Here is a 23436-nt window from a genome sequence, read left to right as displayed (position 1 = left end):
CTGTCAGCGAGCGCGTCCCTAGGCGTACGTCTACGCGTACGCCTACGCCTGCGCGTCGTCGACCATCGCCAGCCAGTGCCGGTGGGTGCCGTCGAAGGGACCGGTGCCCTCCGCCACCGCCGTCATCAGCCACGCGGCGGCGGATTCGGCGGCGCCGATCACATCGGCGGGGTAGCCGTACCGCACCTGGTGCTCGGCGAATTCGTCCTCGTCGACGAGGATCGGCAGGTCGGCGCCGCGCTTGAGCAGGACGTCCAGGTCGAGGTCGACCATGGTGACCTCGGCGGGGGACGGCCACCGCGGCGGGGTGGTGATGTCGCAGTAGATCTCGGTGCGGCGGGGCGCGGCGTTGAAGGTCGCCGTCCACCAGGCGTCGCGCGGGAAGAGGATGATGTGCGCCTCGGGGATCGGGACCTGGGGGTTGTGGCCCTTGCGCACCAGGCCGAAGCCGGGGAGGCCGAGCCATACGCCGTGCTCGTCCTCACCGAGCCGCCGCATCCGCAGATTCCAGTGCAGAGCGCCGTCGTATTTGCGGTAGTTGACCTGGACGAAGTCGGGCTCGGGGCCCTGCTGGACCGGTTCTGACATGGCGCCATCCTGTCAGCAGGCGCGGCCGGTCCGCCCCCGGGTTTCCCGCCAGGAGGCAACGGAGGCAACCCCCGCCGGGGCTCACGCCGGGGCGGTTTCCGGGCCCGCGAGCGCCTCGAACTGCACGGCCAGACCGTCGATCAGCGCGCGCAACCCCGTCTCGAAGGCGCCGCTGTCGATCTGGCGCTGGTGCTTGGCGAGAAGGTGGGCCTGGCCGAGGTGCGGATAGTCGGCGGGGTCGTAGACGTCCGCGTCGCCGACGAAGCCGCCCGCGAAGGAGCCGAGCGCGGAGCCGGTGACGAAGTAGCGCATGAGGGCGCCGATCCGGGTGGCGTGGGCGGGCGGCCAGCCCGCCTCGACCATGCCGCCGAAGACGGCGTCGGCCATTCGGAGCCCGGCGGGCCGCAGGCCGGGCCCGATGGCGAGGAACGGCACGATGTGCGGGTGGTCGGTGAGGGCGGCGCGGTAGGAGCGACCCCAGTCGAGCAGCGCCTGCCGCCAGTCCCTGCCGTCACCGAACATCGACAGGTCGACCTGGGTGACGACGGTGTCGGCCGCCGCGTCGAGGATGGCTTCCTTGGTGGCGAAGTGGTTGTAGAGGGAAGGCCCGCTCACGCCCAGCTCGGCCGCGAGCCGCCGGGTGGACAGGGCAGCCAGACCCTCCTCGTCGATGAGGGCGAGGGCCGCCGTGACGATCCGGTCGCGGCTGAGCAGGGGCTTGCGGGGGCGGGCCATGCGGCACATAGTAGAGGCTGCCACCCGAAAACTAGCGGTGGTAGTTTCGAGGGATCGTCCGGACGATCATGGGATGCGGTGACGACGCAGTGAACCTTGAGCTGACCGAGGAGCAGGCCGCCGTCAAGGAGCTGGCCAGGGACTTCACCGAGCGCGAGATCACGCCGAACGCGGTGGCGTGGGACCGCGCCGAGAGCGTGGACCGCGCCATCGTGAAGAAGCTCGGCGCGCTCGGTTTCCTGGGGCTGACCGTCGACGAGGAGTACGGCGGCTCCGGCGGCGACCACCTCGCCTACTGCCTGGTGACCGAGGAGCTGGGCCGCGGCGACTCCTCCGTGCGCGGGATCGTCTCCGTCTCGCTCGGCCTGGTCGCCAAGTCGATCGCGCACTGGGGGAGCGAGGAGCACAAGCGCGCGTGGCTGCCCCGGCTCACCTCGGGCGATGCGGTCGGCTGCTTCGGGCTGACCGAGCCAGGCACCGGTTCGGACGCCGCGAATCTCACCACCCGCGCGGTACGCGACGGCGACTCGTACGTGATCACCGGCAGCAAGATGTTCATCACCAACGGCACCTGGGCCGATGTCGTCCTGCTCTTCGCCCGCACCGGCCACGCCGACGAGGGGCACAAGGGCGTCAGCGCGTTCCTTGTGGCGACCGACACGGCGGGCCTGACCCGCCGCGAGATCCACGGCAAGCTCGGGCTGCGCGGCCAGGCGACGGCCGAGCTGGTCCTCGACGGGGTCCGCGTCCCGGCCTCCGCGATGCTCGCGCCCGAGGGCAAGGGCTTCTCCGTGGCGATGTCCGCGCTGGCCAAAGGGCGGATGTCGGTCGCGGCGGGCTGCGTGGGCATCGCCCAGGCGTGTTTGGACGCGGCGGTGGCGTACGCGGGGGAGCGCGAGCAGTTCGGCGCGCCGATCGCCGGGCGCCAGCTCGTCCAGGAACTGCTCGCCGACATCGCGGTGGACGTGGACGCGGCCCGGCTGCTCACCTGGCGGGTCGCCGACCTGATCGACCGCGGGCTGCCCTTCGCCACCGAGTCCTCGGTCGCCAAGCTCTACGCGAGCGAGGCCGCCGTGCGCTGCGCCAACAACGCCCTCCAGGTCTTCGGCGGCTACGGCTACATCGACGAGTACCCGGCGGGCAAGCTGCTGCGGGACGCGCGGGTCATGACGCTGTACGAAGGCACCAGCCAGATACACAAGCTGCTGATCGGACGGGCGCTGACCGGCGTATCGGCGTTCTGACCGCAGGCCGCGCGCCTGTACGCACCCGTACCGTACTCCCCGTACGGCACCCGTATCGCTTCCACGCACCGCGCCCCCGTACCGCTTCGACGTCCTGCCTCGACGTCCCCCCTGCCCTGGTCACGACAAGTGACGAGCGACCGCTTAGTATCTAAGCGCTTGCTCAGCCCCGCGATAGGGTGGCGGCTGTGACCGGCGGTGAGGAGCGTGCGATGAGCGTCGAGGCGACAACCGGCGAGGCCTGGGGGGACATCAGCCCCGACGCCGCGAGGCGGCTGGTGATCGCGGCGGTGCAGGCGTTCGCCGAGCGCGGCTACCACGCCACGACCACCCGCGACATCGCCGGGCGCGCGGGCATGAGCCCCGCCGCGCTCTACATCCACTACAAGACCAAAGAGGAACTGCTCTACCAGATCAGCAAGGTCGGCCACCTGCGCTCGCTCGCCATGCTCTCCGAGGCCAGGGACGGCGACGGCAGCGCGGCCGAACGGCTGGAGAGCGCCGTACGTGCCTTCGTACGCTGGCACGCCGAGCACCACACGACCGGGCGGGTCGTGCAGTACGAACTGGGCGCGCTCGCCCCCGAGCACCACGCGGAGATCGTGGCGCTGCGGCGGCAGAGCGAGGACGCGATCCGCACGATCATCAAGGACGGCGTGACGGCGGGCGAATTCGACGTCCCCGAGGTCTCCGGGACCACGCTCGCCGTGCTGTCGCTCTGCATCGACGTGGCCCGCTGGTTCAACCCCGAGGGCCGCAGGACACCGGACGAGGTCGGCGCGCTCTACGCCGACCTCGTGCTGCGCATGGTGCGGCCCACGGCCTGAGGGCGCGGCCCGACCGAACGCGTCCACGGATGGCTGCCCGAACACATCTACAGATCTTCAGATCTACAGATAGAAGCGGGCCACCGTCTCCGCCACGCACACCGGCTTGTCGCCGCCCTCGCGCTCGATGGTCACCTTCGTCACGAGCTGGATGCCGCCGCCCACCTCGGTGACCTCCGCGACCTCGGCGGTCGCGCGGAGCCGGGAGCCGACCGGTACGGGAGCGGGGAAACGCACCTTGTTCACGCCGTAGTTGACGCCCATCTTCACGCCCTCGACCAGCAGGAGCTGCGGGGTGAGGGACGGGATCAGGGAGAGCGTCAGATAGCCGTGCGCGATGGTCGTGCCGAACGGGCCGAGCGCCGCCTTCTCCGCGTCGACGTGGATCCACTGGCGGTCCCCGGTGGCCTCGGCGAACAGGTCGATCCGCTTCTGGTCGATCTCCTGCCACTCGGTCCAGCCGAGCTGTTCGCCGACGGCGGCGCGCAGTTCGTCCGGCGAAGCGAAGATGCGGGGCTGCGACATGGGGTGGCCTCCAGGGGCGGTCCGGTACGGCGCGCTACGGGTTTCTAAGCGCTTGCTCAGCGACTCTCAGCATGGTTCGGGGGCCGCCGGGTGTCAATCGCCGCCGCGCGGTCGGCCGCCCCTCGCGCCGCCCGGCCGCCGATCCCGTACCCCCGGCTCCCGCGCCGCTACCAGACCTCCGGCCGCCGCCCCGCCCACGGCCTGGCCCGTTCCAACTGCGCCGACAGCGACACCAGCGTCGCCTCGTCGCCGTACCGCCCGCCCAGCATCACGCCGATCGGCAGCCCCGCGTCCGTCCAGTGCAGCGGGACGCTGACCGCGGGCTGACCCGTCGCGTTGTACAGCGGGGTGAAGGGCGTGAAGGCGGCCATCGCGTCGAATTCGGCCGTCGGGTCCGCGTCGTCGCGCATGCCCCCGACCAGGGCGGGCGGCTGCGCGAGCGTCGGTGTCAGGATCACGTCGTACGACGTCAGGAGCGCGTCCGCGATGAGCTGGCCGAGCATGCGGAAGACGTAGAGGGCGCCCGCGAAGTCCAGGCCCGACACCTTGCCGCCCGCCGCCCGCAGATGCCGGGTCAGCGGCATCAGCAAGTGCTCGTCGCCCGGCGCGACCGGCCGGGCCGCGGCCATCACCGACCAGACCGCGTTGAACGCCTGCCGCACCGAGTCGTCCACCGGCAGCGCCATCTCGTCCACGTCGTGGCCCAGTTCGCGCAGCAGCCCCGCCGCGCCGTCGAGCGCGGCCCGGCAGTCGGGGTGCAGCGCGACGCCCGGCACCGGCGGATCCGCGAGCGCCACCACGCGCAGCGGCCCCGGCTCGCGGTGGGCGTGGGAGAAGAAGGTCTCGCCGGGCGGCAGCGACGGCGTCCCGTACGGTGCGCCGGGCTCGGGGCCCGCGAGGATGTCGAGCAGCGCCGCCGCGTCGGCGACGGTACGGGCGATCGGGCCCGACGTACTGAGCCCGCTCACGTCGTGCAGGACGGGACCGCCGCTGACCCGGCCGCGGCTCGGTTTTACGCCGAACAGCCCGCAAACCGAGGACGGGATACGGATCGAGCCGCCGCCGTCGCTGCCCTGCGCGACCGGCGCGAGGCCGCCCGCCACCGCCGCCCCGGCGCCACCGCTCGAACCGCCCGCCGACCGGTCCAGGTCCCAGGGTGTGCGGGCGGGGGGCGCCAGCCGGTTCTCGGTGTAGCAGGGCAGCCCGAACTCGGGGGTGTTGGTCTTGCCGAGCAGAATCGTGCCCGCCTTGCGCAGCCGGGCCGCCACATGGTCCTCGGCGTCGGGTACGTGCTCCGCGAAGGCCGCGGAACCGAAGGTGCAGCGCACGCCCGCCACCAGATTCAGGTCTTTGATCGGCACCGGGACGCCGTGGAGCACGGGCAGTTCGTCGGCCGCGCCCTCGCGCCGCGCGGCCAGCGCCCACGCCTCGGCCTCCGCCGCCTGCTTGCGGGCGACCTCCGGCGTCACGGTGATGAACGCGCCGAGCGTCGCGTCGAGCCGGTCGATCCGCTCCAGATAGTGCTCGGTCAACTCGACCGGCGACACCGCCCCCTCACGTACCGCCGCCGCCTGCTCCACCGCCGTCAGATCGTGCAACTGGGCCATGCCCGCTCCCGCCTTCCGCCGCTCGTACCGCCGTGCGCCACGCGTCGTGCGCCGCGATCCTCGCACTACCGGCGGGTAGCGACCAGCCCCTCGGCGGACCCGGTCACCGCCCGGGACCCGTCACGCCTGATGACCACGGCCCAGTGGCGGTGACGCCTGCCGACCGGTGGCGCCCGTCGACCGGTGGCGGCCGTCGACCGGTGGCGCCTGCCGACCGGTGGCGCCTGCCGACCGGTGGCGGCCGTCGACCGGTGGCGCCTGCCGACCGGTGGCGGCCGTCGCCCCGCCGTCGGCCACTATGGAGCGGAGCCGACGGGCCAAAACGAGTGGCACCCGCCATCCCGATCGGGGACCATCGCGAACGCCCGAGCCGCCTGTGAACGACCAGCACCGCCAAGGAGCCACATGAGCCTGCGCCACCACGAGATCGCCGAGGCGGACAACCGCATCCTCAACCCCCTCAGCCAGGAGAAGCTGCGGCTGCTCGGTGAGATCTGCCGGTTGAAGGAGGGGCAGCGGCACCTCGACCTCGCCTGCGGGAAGGGCGAGATGCTGGCCGGCTGGGCGAAGCGGTACGGCACGAGCGGTATCGGCGTCGACCTCAGCGAGGTCTTCCTGACGGCGGCGCGCGAGCGGGCCGCGGAATTCGGCGTTTCGGAGAGCGTGAGCTTCGAGCGGGGCGACGCCGGGAAATACCAGCCGGAGCCCGCCGCCTTCGACATCGCCTCGTGCCTGGGCGCCACCTGGATCGGGGACGGCCTCGCGGGCACGATCGAGCTGCTGCGGCCCGCCCTGCGCCCCGGCGGACTGATGCTGATCGGCGAGCCGTACTGGCACGAGACACCGCCGGAGGAAGCGTACGAGGCACTCGGCACCGAACCGGACGACTTCGTGTCGCTCAGCGGCACCCTGGACCGCTTCGAGGCGGCGGGCGTCGACCTGGTCGAAATGGTGCTGGCCGACGGCGACAGCTGGGATCGCTACTACGCGCCCCAGTGGTTCGCGATCTCCGAATGGCTCCGCCGCACCCCCGCCGACCACCCCGACGTACCGGCCATGCGCGAATTCCTCGACCACCAGCGGCGCGGCCATCTCACCTACGGCAAGCGCTACTTCGGCTGGGGCGTCTTCGTCCTGCGCCCCCGCTGACCGCGACGCGCGCCCGCTGACCGCGACGCGCGCCCGCTCACTCCGACGCGCGCCCGCCCTCCCCCCGCGGCTGCGGGAGTCGGGGGGCGGCGGGATGTGGGAGAAGTGAAAAGCTGACGCATGTTCATCTTCCGGGGAGGAGATACCGGCGGTAACGTCCGGGGACTGGTATCCGGAAGGAGCAGACATGCCGCTGCGGACCCCACGACGGATCGGCAAGCTGGGCAGGATCGGCAAGTGGAGAACGGCGACAGCCGCGGCGCTGCTGGCGCTCGGGGCCACCTTGGTGGCCCCGTTGCCGCTGGCGGCGCAGGCCGCGGACAACTCGGGCGACTACTGCGCGGGACAGTGCTCGGACATTCTGCCGCCGGGCGAGAACGGCAACGCCACGCTCGCGGACATCCTGGCGAACAAGGTGCTCGGGACACGCCCCGCGCACACCTCTGACCAGCTCGGACCGTATTCGTCGCTCGCCGACGGATACCAAGGGCTGACCGACGCGACCATCGGCAACTTCTTCAACAGCTCGTCCTTCGGCGTCCCTTCGGGCCAGGTCGCCTCGGTGATCAGCCCGCGCTCGGACGTGACGATCACCCGTGACAAGGCGACGGGCGTCCCCCACATCAAGGGCACGACCAGGCAGGGCACGGAGTACGGCGCCGGATACGCGGCGGCGCAGGACCGGCTGTGGCTGATGGACCTCTTCCGGCACGTCGGACGCGGCGAGCTGTCGTCGTTCGCGGGCGGCGCTGCGGCCAACCGCGGCCTGGAGCAGGAGTTCTGGCGGCAGGCCCCGTACACCGAGGCCGACCTCCAGGACCAGGTCACCCGGCTGGCGAACAGCGGCGGCGCCCGCGGCCAGCAGGCGCTCGCCGACGCGCAGGCGTACGTCGACGGCATCAACGCCTACATCACGCAGGCCAAGAACGGCCGTTACTTCCCCGGCGAGTACGTCCTCACCGGGCACATGGACGCGATCACCAACGCGGGCACGATCGACCCGTTCCAGCTCACCGACATGATCGCGCTCGCCTCGGTGATCGGCGCCCTGTTCGGCACCGGCGGCGGCGGAGAGGTGGAGTCCGCGCTGTCGCTGCTGGCCGCGCAGCAGAAGTACGGGGTCGCCGAGGGCACCAAGGTCTGGGAGTCCTTCCGCGAGCGGGACGACCCCGAGGCCACGCCCACCGTGCACGACGGCAGCAGCTTCCCGTACGCCGGCAAGCCCGCGCAGGCCAAGGGCCAGGCGCTGCCCGACGCCGGTTCGGTCGTACCGGAGCCGCTGGTCTACGACGCGACCGGCGGTGCCAAGCAGGCCACCACCAAGAGCCCCGGAGTGCTGCCGAGCAACCTCTTCTCCGGCGACGCCACGAAGAAGGGAATGTCCAACGCTCTCGTGGTCAGCGGCGCGCACACCGCCAGCGGCCACCCGGTCGCCGTCTTCGGTCCGCAAACCGGCTATTTCGCGCCACAGTTGCTGATGCTCCAGGAGTTGCAGGGCCCCGGCATCAGCGCGCGCGGCGCGTCCTTCGCGGGCCTGGGCATGTACGTGGAACTCGGCCGAGGCCAGGACTACGCCTGGAGCGCGACCTCCGCGAGCCAGGACGTCACCGACACCTACGCCGTGGAGCTGTGCCAGGACTCCACGCACTATGTGCTGCACGGCGCGTGCGTGCCGATGGAGAAGCTGGAACGCACCAACTCCTGGTCGCCGACCGTCGCCGACTCCACGGCGGCGGGCTCGTACCGCATGCAGGTCTGGCGCACGGCGTACGGCCCGGTGCAGTACCGGGCGACCGTCGGCGGCAAGGCCGTCGCCTATACGGCGCTGCGCAGTTCGTACCGGCACGAGGCCGACTCGATCCTGGGCTTCCAGGAGCTGAACGACCCCGGCTTCGTGCACGACGCCGCCTCGTTCCAGCGGGCGACGCAGGACATCAACTACACCTTCAACTGGTTCTACGCGGACTCCCAGCACACCGCGTACTACAACAGCGGCACCAACCCGGTCAGGGCGGACGGCGTGGACCCGTCGTTCCCGGTGTGGGCGCAAGGCCCCTACGACTGGCGCGGCTGGGACCCGGTGACCAACACCGCCTCCTACACCCCGCCCGCGCAGCATCCGCAGTCCGTCGACCAGGACTACTACGTGTCGTGGAACAACAAGCAGGCCAAGGGGTACACCTCGGCGGGCTTCGGCAACGGCTCCGTGCACCGCGCCGACCTGCTGGAGGACCGGGTGAAGGCGCTCACCCAGGCGGGCGGCGTCACCCGCGCCGCGCTCACCAAGGCCATGGCGGACGCGGCGCTCACCGACCTGCGCGGTGAGGACGTCCTGCCCGACCTGCTCCAGGTGATCCACAGCGCACCGGTTACCGATCCCCAGGAGGCCACCGCCGTACAGCAGTTGGAGGCGTGGAGCACGGCGGGCACCAAGCGGCACGAGACCTCGCCCGGCTCGCACACGTACGCCAACGCGGACGCGGTACGGGTGATGGACGCGTGGTGGCCGCTGCTGATCGCGGGCGAGTTCCAGCCCGGCCTCGGCAGCGACCTCTACAACGCGCTGGCCGCGAACCTCGCGATCGACGAGTCGCCGTCCGCGGGACACGGGCCGACCGGCTCGCACGCGGGCAGCGCCTTCCAGTACGGCTGGTGGTCGTACGCCGACAAGGATCTGCGCAAGGTGCTCGGCAAGCCGGTGCAGGGCGCGCTCGACCAGACGTACTGCGGCGGCGGCCAACTGACCGCCTGCCGCGACATGTTGCTGTCCACGCTGAAGCAGGCGGCGGCCGTCCCGGCGGCCACCGTCTACCCGGCCGACGACAGCGGCTGCTCCGCCGGCGACCAGTGGTGCGCCGACTCGATCGTCCAGCGTCCGCTGGGCGGCGTCACGGACGACCGGATCGCGTGGCAGAACCGGCCCACCTTCCAGCAGGTGGTGGAATTCCCGTCACACAGGTGACACGTCCCGCTCAGGGATGAGCCCTTGAGCGGTTCGCGGTGACAGTCGCGGGCCGGGTCCTCAGCCGGGGATCCGGCCCGCGGCGCGCAGCACCAGGCGGGCCAGCTCCTCGTGGCAGATGTCACTGTGCGCGCCGGACGGCGGCCCGCCCGAGCACACCACCGAGGACGCGTCCACGCTGACGCAGCCGGTCCTCGGCAGCTCACCGGCCAGGGCCAGCTCCAGAGTCAACTCCGGTGCGCCGTCCAGAGCTTGGAAGCCGTCGTGGCCCAGTGCGCCCCAGCGCTCGCCGAAGCCGAGCAGATCCGCTCCCGCGTGGGCGAGGTCGCCGAGCAGCGACTCGTCCTCACCCGCGAGCCGCGAGGCCAGCGGGTAGAACACGCCGAGCGCCTGGTCGTGCCGCGAATGGCAGGCCATCAGGGGCCCGGTGACCCGCTGTTGCCTGCCGTGCAGCGCCCCGCCCCGCGCGTCGAAGGGCTGCGGGCCGCTGAACGCGTAGTGCGAGAGGGCCCCTTGGAGCAGGGTCACCGACGAGACCCGGATGGTGGACGGCATGCCGTCCAGGGCGAAGGACACCAGCCGCGCGCCGAAGCTGTGCCCGATCAGATGGACCCCGACCGAGGGCGCCCCGCGCGCCAGCACCCCGAGCAGCGGCCCGAGCCCGCGCTGCCCGACGGTCCCCGCGCGCCGCTTCATCGCGTAGTACGTGGCCTGCCGCAGCAACTCCTTGGCGCCGTCCCACACGCGCCGGCCGAGCCCGCCGAACAGCGCCTCGCCGGAGACGGGTTGGGCAGGGGCGACCTCGGCGCCCGCTGTCGCCAGGGCGTCGGCCAGTGAGAGGCAGGTGATGACGGGGTCCTGGGTGAAGAGGAGCGGCTCGGCGCCCGGCGCGGTGCCCATGTCGTCGGCGAGGAGGCTCTGGGCGGCGACGCCTTGGGCGGCGGGACCCGGTGCGGCGCGACCCTGTGCGGCAGCGCCCGGACTCGGCGGCAGTCCGGTGAGCGTACGGACCAGCGCGGCGAATTCGTCCAGCCGCTCGGGCGCTTCCGGCCGCTCGGCCAGCAGTTCCGCGATCCGGTCGAGCGTCGGTCCGCTGCCGGGGAAGACGTCGCCCAGCGCGGCCCTGGTCAGGGGGTCGAGCGCGGCGCCCGACGCGGCGGCGCCGTCCGCCACGGGCGCGGCGAGCGTCGGGGAGGTGCGCGGGAAGTCGGGGATGGGCTCGTCGCTGAAGCGCATCGACGGCCAGTGCACGCCGACGTAGCCGAAGCGGAGGTCCGGCGCGGCGGCCAGCAGGCCGGGGAAGTAGCCGAAGAAGCCGTCGTAGAGCGCGGACGCGGTGGCGACGTCGTTGTTCCAGCCGTGGGAGAAGACCACCAGATCGGTCCGGTCCCCGACCGCCTCCAGCAGCGCGTCCCGCTGCCGGGGGTCGGGGTCGCCGTCCGCGTCGAAGGTCAGGTCCCAGTACGGCCGGACGCTGGTCACTGAGGTGCCGGTCACTGAGGCGCTGTTCACGGCCATGGTGCCCCCCTGGAAATACGCCGTGATGGTGTGGTTCGCCCGCATCATCCCGAGAGGGCCCGGTGTCGTCCATCCCCCGGGCGGCTGAATACGCACCGGCTACGTACACGGCGCGCGGCCGGGCGCCGCGCCCCGGCGTACCGGGCCCGCCCCCGGCGCCCGGCCCGGCACTACCGGATTGTGTGACCGACCGCTTAGTATGCGAAGGAGCCGAGTCGAGTCGAAGGAGACACGATCGTGGTCGTGGAAGCAGTGCGCGGCGCCCGGGTGGTCGTCACCGGGGCGGGCGGCGGCATCGGAGCCGCCCTCGCCCGCAGATTCGCCGCCGAGGGCGCCCGGGTCGTGGTGAACGACCTGGACGCGGACGCCGCCCGCGCGGTCGCCGACGAGATCGGCGCGGCTGTCGTCCCCGGCGACGCCTCCGGCATCGTGCCCGCCGCCCGCACCGCGCTCGGCGGCGGCGTCGACATCTTCTGCGCCAACGCCGGGGTCGGCACCGGCGGCGGCCCCGAGGCGGACGACGCCGCCTGGGAGCTGGCCTGGGACGTCAACGTCATGAGCCACGTCCGCGCCGCCCGCGCGCTGCTCCCCGAATGGCTGGAGCGCGGACAGGGGCGCTTTGTGTCCACCGTCTCGGCCGCCGGACTGCTGACGATGATCGGCGCGGCCCCGTACTCGGTCACCAAGCACGGCGCGCTCGCCTTCGCCGAATGGCTCTCGCTCACCTACCGGCACCGCGGCGTCCACGTGCACGCGGTGTGCCCGCAGGGCGTGCGCACCGCGATGCTCCGCTCCACCGGGGTCGCGGGCGACCTCGTGCTCGCGCCGAACGCCATCGAGCCGGAGGACGTCGCCCAGGCGGTGCTCGACGGCATCGCGGCCGACCGTTTCCTGATCCTGCCGCACCCCGAGGTCGCCGGTTATTACGCGGCCCGCGCCGCGGAACCCGGCCGCTGGCTCCGCGGCATGAACAAACTCCAGCGCACCTACGAGGAGTTGCGGGCGAAGGAAGCCGGACAGGCCGAGGGCGCGGGGAAGGCCGGGAGAGCCGAGGACACCGGGAGAGCCGAGAACGCCGGGAAAGTCGAGGAGACCGGGAAAGCCGTGCAGACCACGGAATCCGCCAACGCCCTCGCGCGGGAAGGGGAATCGGCATGACCACCTACGCCGACCAGCCCTGGCTCAAGCACTTCACCGACGAGCAGCGCGAGGACGTCGAGCACCCGCCGTCCGTCCTGCACACCTTCCTGGACGTCGCCGCGCGGATACCCGACCACCGCGCGCTCGCCTACTTCGACGGCGCGCTGAGCTACCGCGAACTCGACGCCCTCTCCGACGGGTTGGCGCGGCATCTGGCCGCGCACGGCTTCGCGCCCGGCGACCGCCTCGCGATCATGCTGCAGAATGTGCCGCAGTTCGTCGTCGGCCTGCTCGCCGCGTGGAAGGCGGGCGGCACCGTCATCCCGGTCAACCCCATGTACAAGCAGGGCGAGTTGGCGCACATCCTGACCGACGCCGGGGCCGCCGCGATCCTCTGCTCGGAGCGCGCCTGGCAGGGATACGTCCGCGCCACCGTCGTCGACTCGCCGGTCCGTATCGCGCTGACCGCCAGCGAATTCGACCTCCAGACGCGCGACGACAGCCGCGTACTGACCGGGGAACGGCCGCCCGCGCAGGCCGGTGAGGGAGCGGACGACGTGCTCACCGCCGCCCGCGCCGCGGCCGGACCGCGACCCGACGTCCCCCTGCCCGCCGCCTCCGACATCGCGCTGATCAGCTACACCTCGGGCACCAGCGGCAAGCCCAAGGGCGCGCTCAACACGCACGGCAACATCTCCTTCAACGCCCACCGGCAGGTGCGCGTCCAGGGCTTCGCCGCCGACGCCGTCATCTTCGCGCTCGCGCCGCTCTTCCACATCACCGGCATGGTCTGCCAGTTGTCGGCCGGGCTGGCGGGGGGCCACACCGTCGTCCTCGCGTACCGCTTCGAGCCGGGCGTGGTGCTCGACGCCTTCCGCGAGCACCGCCCGACGTACACCGTCGGCCCGTCCACCGCCTTCATGGCGCTGCTGGCCAGGCCCGACGCCGACGCCGCGGACTTCGCGTCCTTCCGGCTGATCTCCTCGGGCGGCGCGCCGCTGCCGCCCGCCGTGGTGGAGGGCTTCCGCGCCCGCTCCGGCGGCCTCTACCTCGCCAACGGATACGGCCTCACCGAGTGCACGGCCCCCTGCGCCAGCGTCCCGCCCGGCACCGAGGCCCCCGTCGACCCCGCGTCCGGCACCCTCGCCGTCGGCGTTCCGGGACCCGGCACGATGGTCCGGATCCTGGACGACACGGGCGCCGAGGTGCCCTTCGGTGAATCCGGCGAGATCGCCGTCACCGGACCGATGGTCGTACCGGGCTACTGGAACCGGCCGGAGGAGTCCGCGGCGGCCCTGCCCGGCGGCGAGCTGCTGACCGGCGACATCGGCTTCATGGACGAGGACGGCTGGCTCTACGTCGTCGACCGCAAGAAGGACATGATCAACGCGTCCGGCTTCAAGGTCTGGCCGCGCGAAGTCGAGGACGTCCTCTACACCCACCCCGCGGTCCGCGAGGCGGCGGTCGTCGGCGTCCGCGACGCCTACCGCGGCGAGAGCGTCAAGGCGTACGTCAGCCTGCGGCCCGGCGCCACCGCGGGGCCCGAGGAGATCGTCGCCTACTGCAAGGACCGGCTCGCCGCCTTCAAATACCCGCGCGAGGTCGAGGTGCTCGGCGACCTCCCCAAGACGGCCACCGGGAAGATCCTCCGGCGCGAACTCAAGGTCCGGGCCGGATAGGGTTCCCTACCGGCCGGAATGCGCGTCGCTTTGTCGGTACGGCGCCACATCGGTTCACCGGCAGGTCGGTACGGGGATACGTGGGCACGTGGGTACGGAAAGAGGTCAGGCCATGGCACGCAATGCGACGGGCGGCGGGAGCGGCGGCTCCGGCGAGGGCGGCACCGCCGCGGTACCCGAGCGGCTGCTCGCCGAGGCCACCCGGCTCTTCGCCGAGCGCGGCTACGACCGCACCTCCGTCCAGGAGATCGTGGAGGCCGCCGGGGTCACCAAGGGCGCGCTCTACCACTACTTCGGCTCCAAGGACGACCTGCTGCACGAGATCTACGGCCGGGTGCTGCGGCTCCAGACCGAACGTCTCGACGCCATCGCCGCCCGCGACACCTCCGTGCCCGACCGGCTCGCCGAGGCCGCCGCCGACGTCGTCGTCACCAGCATCCAGAACCTGGACGACACCAAGATCTTCTTCCGCTCCATCCACCAGCTCGCCCCGGAGAAGCAGAAGGCGGTACGTGCCGAACGCCGCCGCTACCACGAGAAGTTCCGCTCCCTGATCGAGGAGGGCCAGCGCGGCGGCCACTTCCGCCCCGACCTGCGGCCCGACCTCGTGGTCGACTTCTTCTTCGGCTCCGTGCACCACCTCGGCACCTGGTACCACGCGGAGGGCCCGCTCTCCGCCGAGCAGGTCGCCACCGAATTCTCCGACCTGCTGCTGCACTCGGTGCGGCGGCACTGACCCGCTGGGAGCTTTGACGTGAAGGCATGGCGCGTGCACGAGAACGGCGAGCCGCGCGAGGCGATGCGCCTCGACGAAGTCCCCACCCCGGAGCCGGGTCCCGGCGAGGTGCTGCTGCGGGTACGCGCCGCCGGGGTCAACTTCCCCGACGCGATGCTCTGCCGGGGCACCTACCAGATCCGGCCGCCGCTGCCGTTCACACCCGGCGTGGAATTCTGCGGCGAGGTCGTCGCCGTCGGTGAAGGGGTCACGGACCTGGACACCGGCGCCCGCGTCATCACGCCCGCCGCCCTGCCGCGCGGCGCCTTCGCCGAATACGCCGTCGTCCCCGCCGCCGGGGTGCTGCCCGCGCCCGAGGCCCTGGACGACGCCGAGGCCGCCGCCCTCCACATCGGCTACCAGACCGGCTGGTTCGCCCTGCACCGCCGCGCCGCCCTCAGGCCCGGCGAGACCCTGCTCGTGCACGCCGCCGCGGGCGGTGTCGGCAGCGCCGCCGTCCAGCTCGGCAAGGCCGCGGGCGCCACCGTCATCGGTGTCGTCGGCGGCCCCGACAAGGCCGAGGCCGCCCGTGAGCTCGGCGCCGACATCGTCGTGGACCGGCACGCGGAGGACTTCGTCGCCGTCGTCAAGGAAGCCACCGCCGGACGCGGCGCCAACGTCGTCTTCGACCCCGTCGGCGGCGACTCCTACACCAAGTCCACCAAGTGCGTCGCCTTCGAAGGGCGCATCGTCGTCGTCGGCTTCGCCGGCGGCACCGTCCCCGCGCCCGCGCTCAGCCACGCCCTCGTCAAGAACTACGCCATCCTCGGCCTCCACTGGGGGCTCTACAACACCCACGATCCGGTGGCGGTCCGCCAGGCCCACGAGGCGCTCTGCGAGCTGGCGGCTTCCGGGGCCGTCCGCCCCCTCGTGAGCGAGCGGGTGGCTTTCGACGGCGCCGCCGAGGCCGTTCAACGCGTCGCGGACGGCAAGACGATCGGCCGGCTGGTCGTCCGGCCGTAACGCCCCCAGCGCCCCTGAAAAGACCGGCGCGCCGCCCACCGCGGAGGTACCCCTGTGCGGTGGGCCGCTCAAGACACCGGCGTACCGCCCAGCGCGGGCGCGGCCCCCTCTACGGGGTCAGGTACTTCTTCAGCTCGCGGCGGGCGAGTGAGCGCTTGTGGACCTCGTCGGGTCCGTCCGCGAGCCGCAGGCTACGGGCGGCGGCGAAGAGTTGGGACAGGGGGAAGTCCTGGCTGACGCCGCCGGCGCCGTGGACCTGGATGGCGCGGTCGACGATGCGCTGGACGGCGACGGGGGTGGCGATCTTGATGGACTGGATCTCGGTGTGGGCGCCCTGGTTGCCGACGGTGTCCATGAGCCAGGCCGTCTTGAGGACGAGGAGCCGCAACTGCTCGATCTCCACGCGGGCTTCGGCGATCCACTCCTGGACCACGCCCTGGGCGGCGAGCGGCTTGCCGAAGGCGACGCGGGAGGCGGCGCGGCGGCACATGAGTTCAAGGGCGCGCTCGGCCATGCCGATCAGCCGCATGCAGTGGTGGATGCGGCCGGGGCCGAGCCGGGCCTGGGCGATGGCGAAGCCGCCGCCCTCCTCGCCGATCAGATTCTCGGCGGGCACGCGCACGTCGTGGAAGACGATCTCGGCGTGACCGCCGTGGTCGCCGTCGTCGAAGCCGAACACCCGCATGCCGCGCCGTACTTCGATGCCGGGGGTGTCGCGCGGCACGAGGATCTGGCTCTGCTGGCGGTGCCGTTCGGCGTCCGGGTCGGTCTTGCCCATGACGATGAAGATCGCGCACTTGGGGTTCATCGCCCCGGAGATGTACCACTTGCGGCCGTTGATCACGTACGAGTCGCCGTCCCGTACGATCCGCGTCTCGATGTTGGTGGCGTCGGAGGAGGCGACGTCCGGCTCGGTCATCGCGAAGGCGGACCTGATCTCCCCGGCGAGCAGCGGCTCCAGCCACTCCTTGCGCTGGGCGGGGGTGCCGAATTCGCTGAGGACTTCCATGTTGCCGGTGTCGGGAGCGGCGCAGTTGAGGGCGGGCGGGGCCAAGTGGGGGCTGCGGCCGGTGAGTTCGGCGAGCGGCGCGTACTGGAGGTTGGTCAGTCCCGCGCCGTGCTCGCCGGGCAGGAAGAGATTCCACAGGCCCTGCCGCCTGGCCTCGGCCTTGAGGTCCTCCACCACGGGCGGCGCGGTCCACCGGTCGTCCCCCGTGGCCTCGGCGCGCTGCTCGGCGAAGACCGGCTCAGCGGGGTAGACGTGCTCGTCGAGGAACGCGGTCAGCCGCGACCGCAGTTCCTCGGTACGGGTGTCGAAGGCGAATTCCATGGCTGCTCAGCCTTCCTTCCGGGGGGAGTCCTGCGAGGGGCGCGGCCGGGCCTGCCGCTCGGCGTGCCGCCGGAGCCGGTCGAGGCCGCGTTCGACGAAGTGGGGGACGATGCCGCCGATCCGGTCGAAACCGGCGCCGATCGTCTGCCCGAGGGTGTAGCGGTAGTGGATGCCCTCGGAGATGACGGCGAGCTTGTAGCAGGCGAAGGCCGTGTACCAGTCGACGGTCGACACGTCGCGGCCGGACCGCTCGGCGTACCGCTGGAGGAGTTCCGCCTCCGAGGGGTGGCCCGGCGCGCCGCCCGCCGCCTGGATGGGGAAGTCGGAGGCGACCTGCGGCTCGCTGTAGACCAGCAGCAGCCCGAGGTCGGTGAGCGGGTCGCCGAGGGTGGACATCTCCCAGTCCAGGACGGCGGTGAGCCGGTCGGCGGTGTCCACCAGGACGTTGTCCAGCTTGTAGTCGCCGTGGATGACGGCGCCGCCGGGGGAGTCGGGCAGCGCCGCGCCGAGCGCGGCGTGCAGCGCGTCGATGCCGGGCAGTTCACGGCTGCGGGAGGCGTCGAGTTGCTTGCCCCAGCGGCGCAACTGCCGTTCCAGATAGCCCTCGGGGCGGCCGAAGTCGCCGAGTCCGACCGCCGCCGGGTCCACCGCGTGCAGGTCGACCAGCGTGTCGACCAGTGCGAGCACGACCTCGCGGGTCCGCTCGGCGCCGAGCTCCCTGAGCTGGCTCTCGGTGCGGAAGGGGGTGCCCTCGACGAATTCCATGACGTAGAACGGCGCGCCGATCACCTCGCCGTCCTCGCACAGCAGCACCGTGCCGGGCACCGGCACCGGGGTGGCGGCGAGCGCGCTGATCACCCGGTGCTCGCGCGTCATGTCGTGCGCGGTCGCCAGGACGTGCCCGAGGGGCGGTCTGCGGACGACCCATTCGCTGCCGCCGTCGGTGACCCAGTACGTGAGGTTGGACCGGCCGCCCTCGATGAGCTTGCCGCGCAGGTCGCCGCCGACCAGCCCCGGCCGCTCCCGGTCGAGATGGGCGCGCAGCCGGCCCAGATCGAGACCCGGGGGGTTATCGGTATCGCTCATGCCGTCTCCTCGTCACCGTCGTGGCTTCAGAAATCGTACCGACCAGTCGGTATGTCGTCCAGCTCTTCGCTCTCCCCGTCGCGTCCCGTTCGTCACATCCGCGCTCGGGAGGCCGCATTGACGGCCGTGGTCACCGCACCTACGCTCTGGACTTATGGGTGAACGTAATTCACATATGCAGACAGCAGATCGCTCCGCCGACCTCGTGATCACCGAGGTGCGGCTGACCCCCATCCTCATCGCCGATCCGCCGCTGCTCAACACCCAGGGTGTCCACCAGCCCTACACGCCCCGCCTCATCATCGAGGTCGTCACCGCCGACGGTACGGCCGGGGCGGGCGAGACCTACGGCGACACCCGCTATCTCGACCTCGCCGCGCCCCTGGCCCGCGCGCTGCCCGGCCACACGGTCAGCGATCTGAACGGGCTGTTCACCCTCGCGGAAGAGGTCTGCGGCGACCCCGCCGACGTCTCCGACTCCGTCGACGTCGGCGGGCTGCGCGGTGTGCAGACCGCCGACAAGCTGCGGCTGTCGGTCATCTCCGGCTTCGAGGTGGCCTGCCTCGACGCCCTCGGCAAGCACCTCGGCCTGCCGGTGCACGCGCTGCTCGGCGGCAAGGTCCGCGACGCCGTCGACTACAGCGCCTACCTCTTCTACCGGCTCGCCGCCCACCCCGAGGGGCAGGGCGAGGCCGACGACTGGGGTCCCGCCCTCGATCCGGAAGGCGTCGTCGCCCAGGCCCGCCGCTTCGCCGACACGTACGGCTTCGGCTCCTTCAAGCTCAAGGGCGGTGTCTTCCCGCCCGACGAGGAGATCGCCGCCGTACGCGCCCTGGCCGCCGCCTTCCCCGGCCGGCCGCTGCGCCTCGACCCCAACGGCGCCTGGTCGGTGGAGACCTCGCTGTACGTGGCCCGCGAGTTGGCCGAGGTGCTGGAGTACCTGGAGGACCCGGCCAGCACCACCGACCGCATGGCCCAGGTCGCCAGCGGCACGCAGGTGCCGCTCGCGACCAACATGTGCGTGACGACCTTCGCCGAGATCCGGGACGCCTTCACGCGCGGCGCCGTCCAGGTCGTGCTCTCCGACCACCACTACTGGGGCGGCCTGCGCAATACGCAGCAACTCGCCGCGATCTGCCGCACGTTCGGCGTGGGCCTGTCCATGCACTCCAACACCCACCTCGGCATCAGCCTCGCCGCCATGACCCATGTCGCGGCCACCGTGCCCAACCTCGACTACGCCTGCGACTCGCACTACCCGTGGCAGACCGAGGACGTCATCACCCGCCGCCATGTCTTCGAGGACGGCCGCCTCGCCGTCAGCGACCTCCCCGGCCTCGGCGTCGAACTCGACCAGGACGCGCTCAAGGCGCTGCACCAGCGCTGGCTCGACGACGACGGCGCCATGCGCGACCGCGACGACGCCGCCGCGATGCGCAAGGCGGACCCGGACTGGCGGACGCCGCCCGTGCCGCGCTGGTGAACACACGTGTGGGGCGGCGGACCCTACGGCCCGCCGCCCCACACGTGTCACGACGTCAGCGCCTCACAGCACCAGCGACAGCAGCATGACGAAGCCCAGCGCCACCACCGAGATCACCGTCTCCATCACCGACCAGGTCTTGAGGGTCTGCGGGACGTCCATCCCGAAGTACTCCTTCACCAGCCAGAATCCGGCGTCGTTGACGTGCGAGAAGAACAGCGAACCGGCGCCCACCGACAGCACCAGCAGCGCGGTGTGCGAGGACGACATGCCCTCGGCGAGCGGCGCGACGAGACCGGCGGCCGAGATGATCGCCACCGTCGCGGAACCGGTCGCGACCCGGATCAGCACCGCGATCAGCCAGGCGAGCAGCAGCGCCGAGATGTGCCAGCTCTTGGACCAGTCGAGGATCATCTGACCGACCCCGCAGTCGATCAGGGTCTGCTTGAAGCCGCCGCCCGCGCCGACGATCAGCAGGATGCCCGCGATCGGGCCGAGCGAGGCGTCCACGGTCGAGGAGATGCGGTCCTTGGTGAAGCCCGCGGCCCGCCCGAGGGTGAACATCGCCACGATCACCGCGGCCAGCAGCGCCACCAGCGGCGTACCGATGACGTCGAAGATCCGGTACGTCAGGCTGCTCTGGTCGTCCACGATCACGTCGACCAGGGCCTTGGCGAGCATCAGCACCACCGGCAGCAGCATCGTGCAGGTCGTCGCGGCGAAGCTCGGCCGCCGCTCCAGGTCGTCGGAGGCGCGCGCGGGCGTCATCCGCTCCGGCGGCGTCACGTCCACCCAGCCCGCGGCCACCCGGCCGAAGAGCGGACCCGCGATGGCGAGCGTGGGTATCGCGACCAGGACGCCGAGCGCGAGCGTGATGCCCATGTCGGCGTGGATGGCGCCGATCGCGGCCAGCGGGCCGGGGTGCGGCGGCACCAGACCGTGCATCACCGACAGACCGGCCAGCGCCGGGATGCCCAGCCGGATCAGCGACTGGCCGCTGCGCTTGGCGACCAGCAGCACCACCGGGATGAGGATCACGATGCCGATCTCGAAGAAGAGCGGCAGGCCGACCAGACCCGCGATCAGGGCCATCGCCCACGGCAGCCGTTTCTCGCTGGTACGGGCCAGGATCGTGTCGACGATCTGGTCCGCGCCGCCGGAGTCGGCGAGCAGCTTGCCGAGTATCGCGCCGAGCGCGATCAGGGTGCCGACGCTCGCCACGGTCGAGCCGAGGCCGGTCGAGAAACTGGTGATGGTCTTGGCCAGCGGCGCGCCCGCGACCGAGCCGAGCACACCGGAGCCGATGGTCAGGGCGAGGAAGGCGTGCACCTTCCAGCGGGTGATCAGCAGCACGATGACGGCGATACCGGCCAGGGCGGCCAGTGCCAGGCGGGTGTTGCCCGCGTCGGTGATCGGGGACGGATCGGCGGCCAGCAGCTCCACGCTGAGTGCGGACACGGAGGACTCCAGGGGGAAGGACGGGGACAGGGGGGAGGGGGTTCGAACGGGTGGGGCGGGTCAGTCCGGCGACGTCAGCGGGGTACGGCGGCGAGCGCGCGGTCCGCGATCTCCCGCGGGCCGCCCTCGATCGTCACGACCGCGCCCGCCTCGTCCGGCTCCAGCGGCTCCAGCGTCGCGAATTGCGAGCGCAGCAACTCGGACGGCATGAAGTGCTGCATCCGCGCGGCCAGCCGGGAGGCGATCAGCTCCGGGGGCCCGTCCAGGTGCAGGAAGAACAGGTCGGGCGCGCTCTGACGCAGGTGGTCGCGGTAGCGGCGGCGCAGGGCGGAACAGCTCACCACCCCGCCCTTGCCCTCGCGTTGCGCGATCCACGCGCCGATGGCGTCCAGCCAGGGCGCCCGGTCGGCGTCGTCCAGTGGGTGACCGGCCGACATCTTGGCGATGTTGGCCGCCGGGTGGAAGTCGTCGGCCTCGGCGTACGGGACGCCCAGCCGATCCGCCAGCAGGCCGCCGACGGTCGACTTGCCCGAACCGGAGACCCCCATCACGACGACGACGGGGGAGTGCGGTGGGCGCGGGGAGCTGGTCATGCGCTCGAACCTCCTTGTGCAAGCGGTCGGGGACACTCAACGCCATAGGTACTACTTATTCAAGAGTCTGTGATGTAAAAGTCACATGACTGTGCTGCCGCATAAGCTGTCCTCATGCCTCAGCAGGAAGCACCGCGGGACGACGCCGGGGGTCTGCACGCCCGCGTGCTGGCCGAACTCGGCCCCGCCATCGCCTCGGGCGACTACCCGCCAGGGACGGTTCTGCGCATCGACGAACTGGAATCGCGCTACGGCGTCTCGCGCACCGTCGTCCGCGAGGCGGTCCGGGTGCTGGAGGCGATGCACCTCGTGGAGTCCCGCCGCCGCGTCGGCGTCACCGTGCTGCGCAGCCAGGAGTGGAACGTCTTCGACCCGGCCGTCATCCGCTGGCGCCTGGCCGGCGCCGACCGCCCCCGCCAACTGCGCTCCCTCACCACCCTGCGCACCGCCGTCGAACCGGTCGCCGCGGGGCTCGCCGCGACCGCCGCCGATCCCGCCCAGTGCCGCGAACTCACCGTGCTGGCCGCCGAGATGGCCGCCGCCGCCCGCGCCGCCGACCTCGACGCGTACCTCGTGCACGACGTCGCCTTCCACCGCGTCGTCCTCGACGCCTCGGGCAACGAGATGTTCGCCCGCCTCGGGGACGTCGTCGCCGAAGTCCTCACCGGCCGCACCGAACACCACGTGATGTTCGCCGAGCCCGACCCCGCCGCCGTCACCCTCCACGTCCGCGTCGCCGAGGCGATCCGCTCCCGCGAAGCCGCCGCCGCCGAGGACCTGATGCGTGAGATCTGCGTGGGCGCCCTCCACGAGCTGGACATCCTGGCGCCCTGAAAATCCGTTTACCCGCACGGCCCGGCAGTGCTGCACTGGTACGCGTGACCGCTCGTCAGCCCGCCCCGCCGCAGCCCTTCCGCTGGGCGCTGTCCTCGTACGAGGGCCGCCCGCCGGACCGCCTCGGCACGCTCGCGGACGCCTCCGAACCCGTACGGCTGTGGCACCTTCCGGCGCTCACGCAGTGCACGGGCAAGGTACTGGCCCGCTCCCGCGCCGCCGACCTCCGCTTCGTCGGCCGCTCGCTGGACAGCATGTACGACCTGCTCACCGGCGCTCTGGAACACGCGGACCGCCCTGGCGGACTGCTGCGGCTCCCCCTGTCGATCCGCCGGTCCGCCCGCCTCCCGCAACCCCAGCGGGAGCGCTTGCGCGAGCACATGGCCGCGGCGGGCCTCGAACCGCGTGCCCTGGCCCGCCGCAAGCGCCCGCTGGCCGTGGTCGACGTGGTCCACAGCGGCTCCACCTTCGACGCGCTCCACCGCGAGTTGGCCGCGTGGATCGCCGAGAGCCGCGAACCCTGGTCGGTGATCCGCCGCAAGCTGCGCTATGTCGGGGTGACGCCCCGCGGCAAGAGCGGCCCGAACGCCGACCGCTGGCAGCAGTCGCCCGATTCCGCCCGCTGGGTGCGGACGCTGCCCGCGGGACACGTGGTCAACGTGTCGCTGCCCTGGCCCGAATGGGGCTGGTACGGCAATGCGCAGCCCAAGCTCAACGGCACCTTTCCGCCCAGCCGCTGGTTCGACGAGGACGCGGACACACCCTGGTACCACCAGGCACTCCCGCAGGCGCTGGCCGAGTCGCTGGCGCTGGTGGAGGCCGGCCGGAGCCGTACCGTGCGGGACGGACTCGTGCGGACCGTCGCGGGCGAGCCGGGCTTCGCCGACCGGGAGGTCCGGGCGCTGGTGAGCGTGCTGCGACGACGCTGAAGGGCGCGGCG

General features: G+C 72.2%; 19 protein-coding genes and 1 pseudogene. 11 read left to right on the top strand and 9 right to left on the bottom strand.

Going from position 1 to position 23436, the window contains the following annotated elements; translation table 11 throughout:
* Positions 1-42 precede the first annotated feature (42 nt).
* On the bottom strand, positions 43-588 hold the full coding sequence (locus tag ACFZBB_RS31585) for a DUF402 domain-containing protein (RefSeq protein ID WP_391129654.1): 546 nt from the start codon (positions 586-588) through the stop codon (positions 43-45).
* An 81-nt stretch (positions 589-669) separates the two neighbouring features.
* A complete protein-coding gene (locus ACFZBB_RS31580; protein WP_391129651.1) occupies positions 670-1323 on the bottom strand; it encodes a TetR family transcriptional regulator in 654 nt (217 codons plus the stop codon).
* An 89-nt stretch (positions 1324-1412) separates the two neighbouring features.
* Here ACFZBB_RS31580 and ACFZBB_RS31575 point away from each other — a divergent pair, with 89 nt between their 5' ends.
* Entirely contained in the window at positions 1413-2567 is a 1155-nt protein-coding gene (locus ACFZBB_RS31575) for an acyl-CoA dehydrogenase family protein (protein WP_391129647.1), read from the top strand.
* 212 nt (positions 2568-2779) lie between these two features.
* Positions 2780-3394, top strand: a complete 615-nt coding sequence (locus ACFZBB_RS31570) for a TetR family transcriptional regulator (protein WP_391048514.1) — start codon at positions 2780-2782, stop codon at positions 3392-3394.
* A gap of 63 nt (positions 3395-3457) precedes the next feature.
* Here the strand turns inward: ACFZBB_RS31570 and ACFZBB_RS31565 are convergent, their stop codons facing one another.
* Together ACFZBB_RS31565 and ACFZBB_RS31560 are read right to left on the bottom strand one after the other, a co-directional pair.
* A complete protein-coding gene (locus ACFZBB_RS31565) occupies positions 3458-3919 on the bottom strand; it encodes a MaoC/PaaZ C-terminal domain-containing protein (RefSeq protein ID WP_391129644.1) in 462 nt (153 codons plus the stop codon).
* Between the two features lie 167 nt (positions 3920-4086).
* On the bottom strand, positions 4087-5526 hold the full coding sequence (locus tag ACFZBB_RS31560) for an amidase family protein (protein ID WP_391129642.1): 1440 nt from the start codon (positions 5524-5526) through the stop codon (positions 4087-4089).
* Positions 5527-5931: 405 nt separating this feature from the next.
* Between ACFZBB_RS31560 and ACFZBB_RS31555 the strand changes: the two genes are divergently transcribed.
* Both ACFZBB_RS31555 and ACFZBB_RS31550 read left to right on the top strand, forming a co-directional pair.
* Positions 5932-6675, top strand: coding sequence for a methyltransferase domain-containing protein (locus ACFZBB_RS31555; RefSeq protein ID WP_391129639.1), 744 nt, complete (start codon positions 5932-5934; stop codon positions 6673-6675).
* 187 nt (positions 6676-6862) lie between these two features.
* Positions 6863-9637 (top strand): penicillin acylase family protein, encoded by a 2775-nt coding sequence (locus ACFZBB_RS31550; protein ID WP_391129636.1) that lies wholly within the window; start codon positions 6863-6865, stop codon positions 9635-9637.
* A gap of 60 nt (positions 9638-9697) precedes the next feature.
* Here ACFZBB_RS31550 and ACFZBB_RS31545 read toward each other — a convergent pair whose 3' ends face one another.
* A complete protein-coding gene (locus ACFZBB_RS31545; protein WP_391129633.1) occupies positions 9698-11155 on the bottom strand; it encodes a serine-threonine protein kinase in 1458 nt (485 codons plus the stop codon).
* 243 nt (positions 11156-11398) lie between these two features.
* Between ACFZBB_RS31545 and ACFZBB_RS31540 the strand changes: the two are divergent.
* The 4 genes and pseudogenes from ACFZBB_RS31540 to ACFZBB_RS31525 form a co-directional block, all read left to right on the top strand.
* A pseudogene (locus ACFZBB_RS31540) lies at positions 11399-12160 on the top strand (SDR family oxidoreductase); the annotation flags it as partial.
* A 149-nt stretch (positions 12161-12309) separates the two neighbouring features.
* Complete coding sequence (locus ACFZBB_RS31535; RefSeq protein ID WP_391129630.1) at positions 12310-13974, top strand: AMP-binding protein; 1665 nt, start codon at positions 12310-12312, stop codon at positions 13972-13974.
* Between the two features lie 112 nt (positions 13975-14086).
* The gene (locus tag ACFZBB_RS31530; RefSeq protein ID WP_391129626.1) at positions 14087-14710 is read left to right on the top strand and encodes a TetR family transcriptional regulator; all 624 of its coding nucleotides are present in this window, start codon (positions 14087-14089) and stop codon (positions 14708-14710) included.
* A gap of 18 nt (positions 14711-14728) precedes the next feature.
* Positions 14729-15712, top strand: a complete 984-nt coding sequence (locus tag ACFZBB_RS31525) for a zinc-binding dehydrogenase (protein ID WP_391129623.1) — start codon at positions 14729-14731, stop codon at positions 15710-15712.
* 109 nt (positions 15713-15821) lie between these two features.
* Here ACFZBB_RS31525 and ACFZBB_RS31520 read toward each other — a convergent pair whose 3' ends face one another.
* Together ACFZBB_RS31520 and ACFZBB_RS31515 are read right to left on the bottom strand one after the other, a co-directional pair.
* Entirely contained in the window at positions 15822-17042 is a 1221-nt protein-coding gene (locus ACFZBB_RS31520) for an acyl-CoA dehydrogenase family protein (protein WP_391129621.1), read from the bottom strand.
* Positions 17043-17048: 6 nt separating this feature from the next.
* Positions 17049-18128, bottom strand: coding sequence for a phosphotransferase (locus ACFZBB_RS31515; RefSeq protein ID WP_391129617.1), 1080 nt, complete (start codon positions 18126-18128; stop codon positions 17049-17051).
* A 175-nt stretch (positions 18129-18303) separates the two neighbouring features.
* Between ACFZBB_RS31515 and ACFZBB_RS31510 the strand changes: the two genes are divergently transcribed.
* On the top strand, positions 18304-19611 hold the full coding sequence (locus ACFZBB_RS31510; protein WP_391129614.1) for an enolase C-terminal domain-like protein: 1308 nt from the start codon (positions 18304-18306) through the stop codon (positions 19609-19611).
* A 63-nt stretch (positions 19612-19674) separates the two neighbouring features.
* Here the strand turns inward: ACFZBB_RS31510 and ACFZBB_RS31505 are convergent, their stop codons facing one another.
* Together ACFZBB_RS31505 and ACFZBB_RS31500 are read right to left on the bottom strand one after the other, a co-directional pair.
* Complete coding sequence (locus tag ACFZBB_RS31505) at positions 19675-21069, bottom strand: gluconate:H+ symporter (RefSeq protein WP_391129611.1); 1395 nt, start codon at positions 21067-21069, stop codon at positions 19675-19677.
* Positions 21070-21143: 74 nt separating this feature from the next.
* Entirely contained in the window at positions 21144-21662 is a 519-nt protein-coding gene (locus tag ACFZBB_RS31500) for a gluconokinase, GntK/IdnK-type (protein ID WP_391129608.1), read from the bottom strand.
* 114 nt (positions 21663-21776) lie between these two features.
* Here ACFZBB_RS31500 and ACFZBB_RS31495 point away from each other — a divergent pair, with 114 nt between their 5' ends.
* The gene (locus ACFZBB_RS31495; protein WP_391129606.1) at positions 21777-22496 is read left to right on the top strand and encodes an FCD domain-containing protein; all 720 of its coding nucleotides are present in this window, start codon (positions 21777-21779) and stop codon (positions 22494-22496) included.
* Between the two features lie 44 nt (positions 22497-22540).
* A complete protein-coding gene (locus tag ACFZBB_RS31490) occupies positions 22541-23425 on the top strand; it encodes a hypothetical protein (protein ID WP_391129603.1) in 885 nt (294 codons plus the stop codon).
* Positions 23426-23436: the final 11 nt, after the last annotated feature.

It is taken from the genome of Streptomyces sp. NPDC008139, from assembly GCF_042957025.1.
GTDB lineage: Bacteria > Actinomycetota > Actinomycetes > Streptomycetales > Streptomycetaceae > Actinacidiphila.
Note: the sequence above shows the minus strand (reverse complement) of the source record. Positions and strands in the feature narration are given on the sequence as shown.

Coding starts and splice junctions, on each gene's coding strand:
- ACFZBB_RS31550 (WP_391129636.1), top strand. CDS start 6,863: ATGCCGCTGCGGACCCCACGACGGATCGGCAAGCTGGGCAGGATCGGC.
- ACFZBB_RS31565 (WP_391129644.1), bottom strand. CDS start 3,919: ATGTCGCAGCCCCGCATCTTCGCTTCGCCGGACGAACTGCGCGCCGCC.
- ACFZBB_RS31545 (WP_391129633.1), bottom strand. CDS start 11,155: ATGGCCGTGAACAGCGCCTCAGTGACCGGCACCTCAGTGACCAGCGTC.
- ACFZBB_RS31580 (WP_391129651.1), bottom strand. CDS start 1,323: ATGGCCCGCCCCCGCAAGCCCCTGCTCAGCCGCGACCGGATCGTCACG.
- ACFZBB_RS31570 (WP_391048514.1), top strand. CDS start 2,780: ATGAGCGTCGAGGCGACAACCGGCGAGGCCTGGGGGGACATCAGCCCC.
- ACFZBB_RS31495 (WP_391129606.1), top strand. CDS start 21,777: ATGCCTCAGCAGGAAGCACCGCGGGACGACGCCGGGGGTCTGCACGCC.
- ACFZBB_RS31500 (WP_391129608.1), bottom strand. CDS start 21,662: ATGACCAGCTCCCCGCGCCCACCGCACTCCCCCGTCGTCGTCGTGATG.
- ACFZBB_RS31535 (WP_391129630.1), top strand. CDS start 12,310: ATGACCACCTACGCCGACCAGCCCTGGCTCAAGCACTTCACCGACGAG.
- ACFZBB_RS31555 (WP_391129639.1), top strand. CDS start 5,932: ATGAGCCTGCGCCACCACGAGATCGCCGAGGCGGACAACCGCATCCTC.
- ACFZBB_RS31515 (WP_391129617.1), bottom strand. CDS start 18,128: ATGAGCGATACCGATAACCCCCCGGGTCTCGATCTGGGCCGGCTGCGC.
- ACFZBB_RS31585 (WP_391129654.1), bottom strand. CDS start 588: ATGTCAGAACCGGTCCAGCAGGGCCCCGAGCCCGACTTCGTCCAGGTC.
- ACFZBB_RS31560 (WP_391129642.1), bottom strand. CDS start 5,526: ATGGCCCAGTTGCACGATCTGACGGCGGTGGAGCAGGCGGCGGCGGTA.
- ACFZBB_RS31510 (WP_391129614.1), top strand. CDS start 18,304: ATGCAGACAGCAGATCGCTCCGCCGACCTCGTGATCACCGAGGTGCGG.
- ACFZBB_RS31520 (WP_391129621.1), bottom strand. CDS start 17,042: ATGGAATTCGCCTTCGACACCCGTACCGAGGAACTGCGGTCGCGGCTG.
- ACFZBB_RS31530 (WP_391129626.1), top strand. CDS start 14,087: ATGGCACGCAATGCGACGGGCGGCGGGAGCGGCGGCTCCGGCGAGGGC.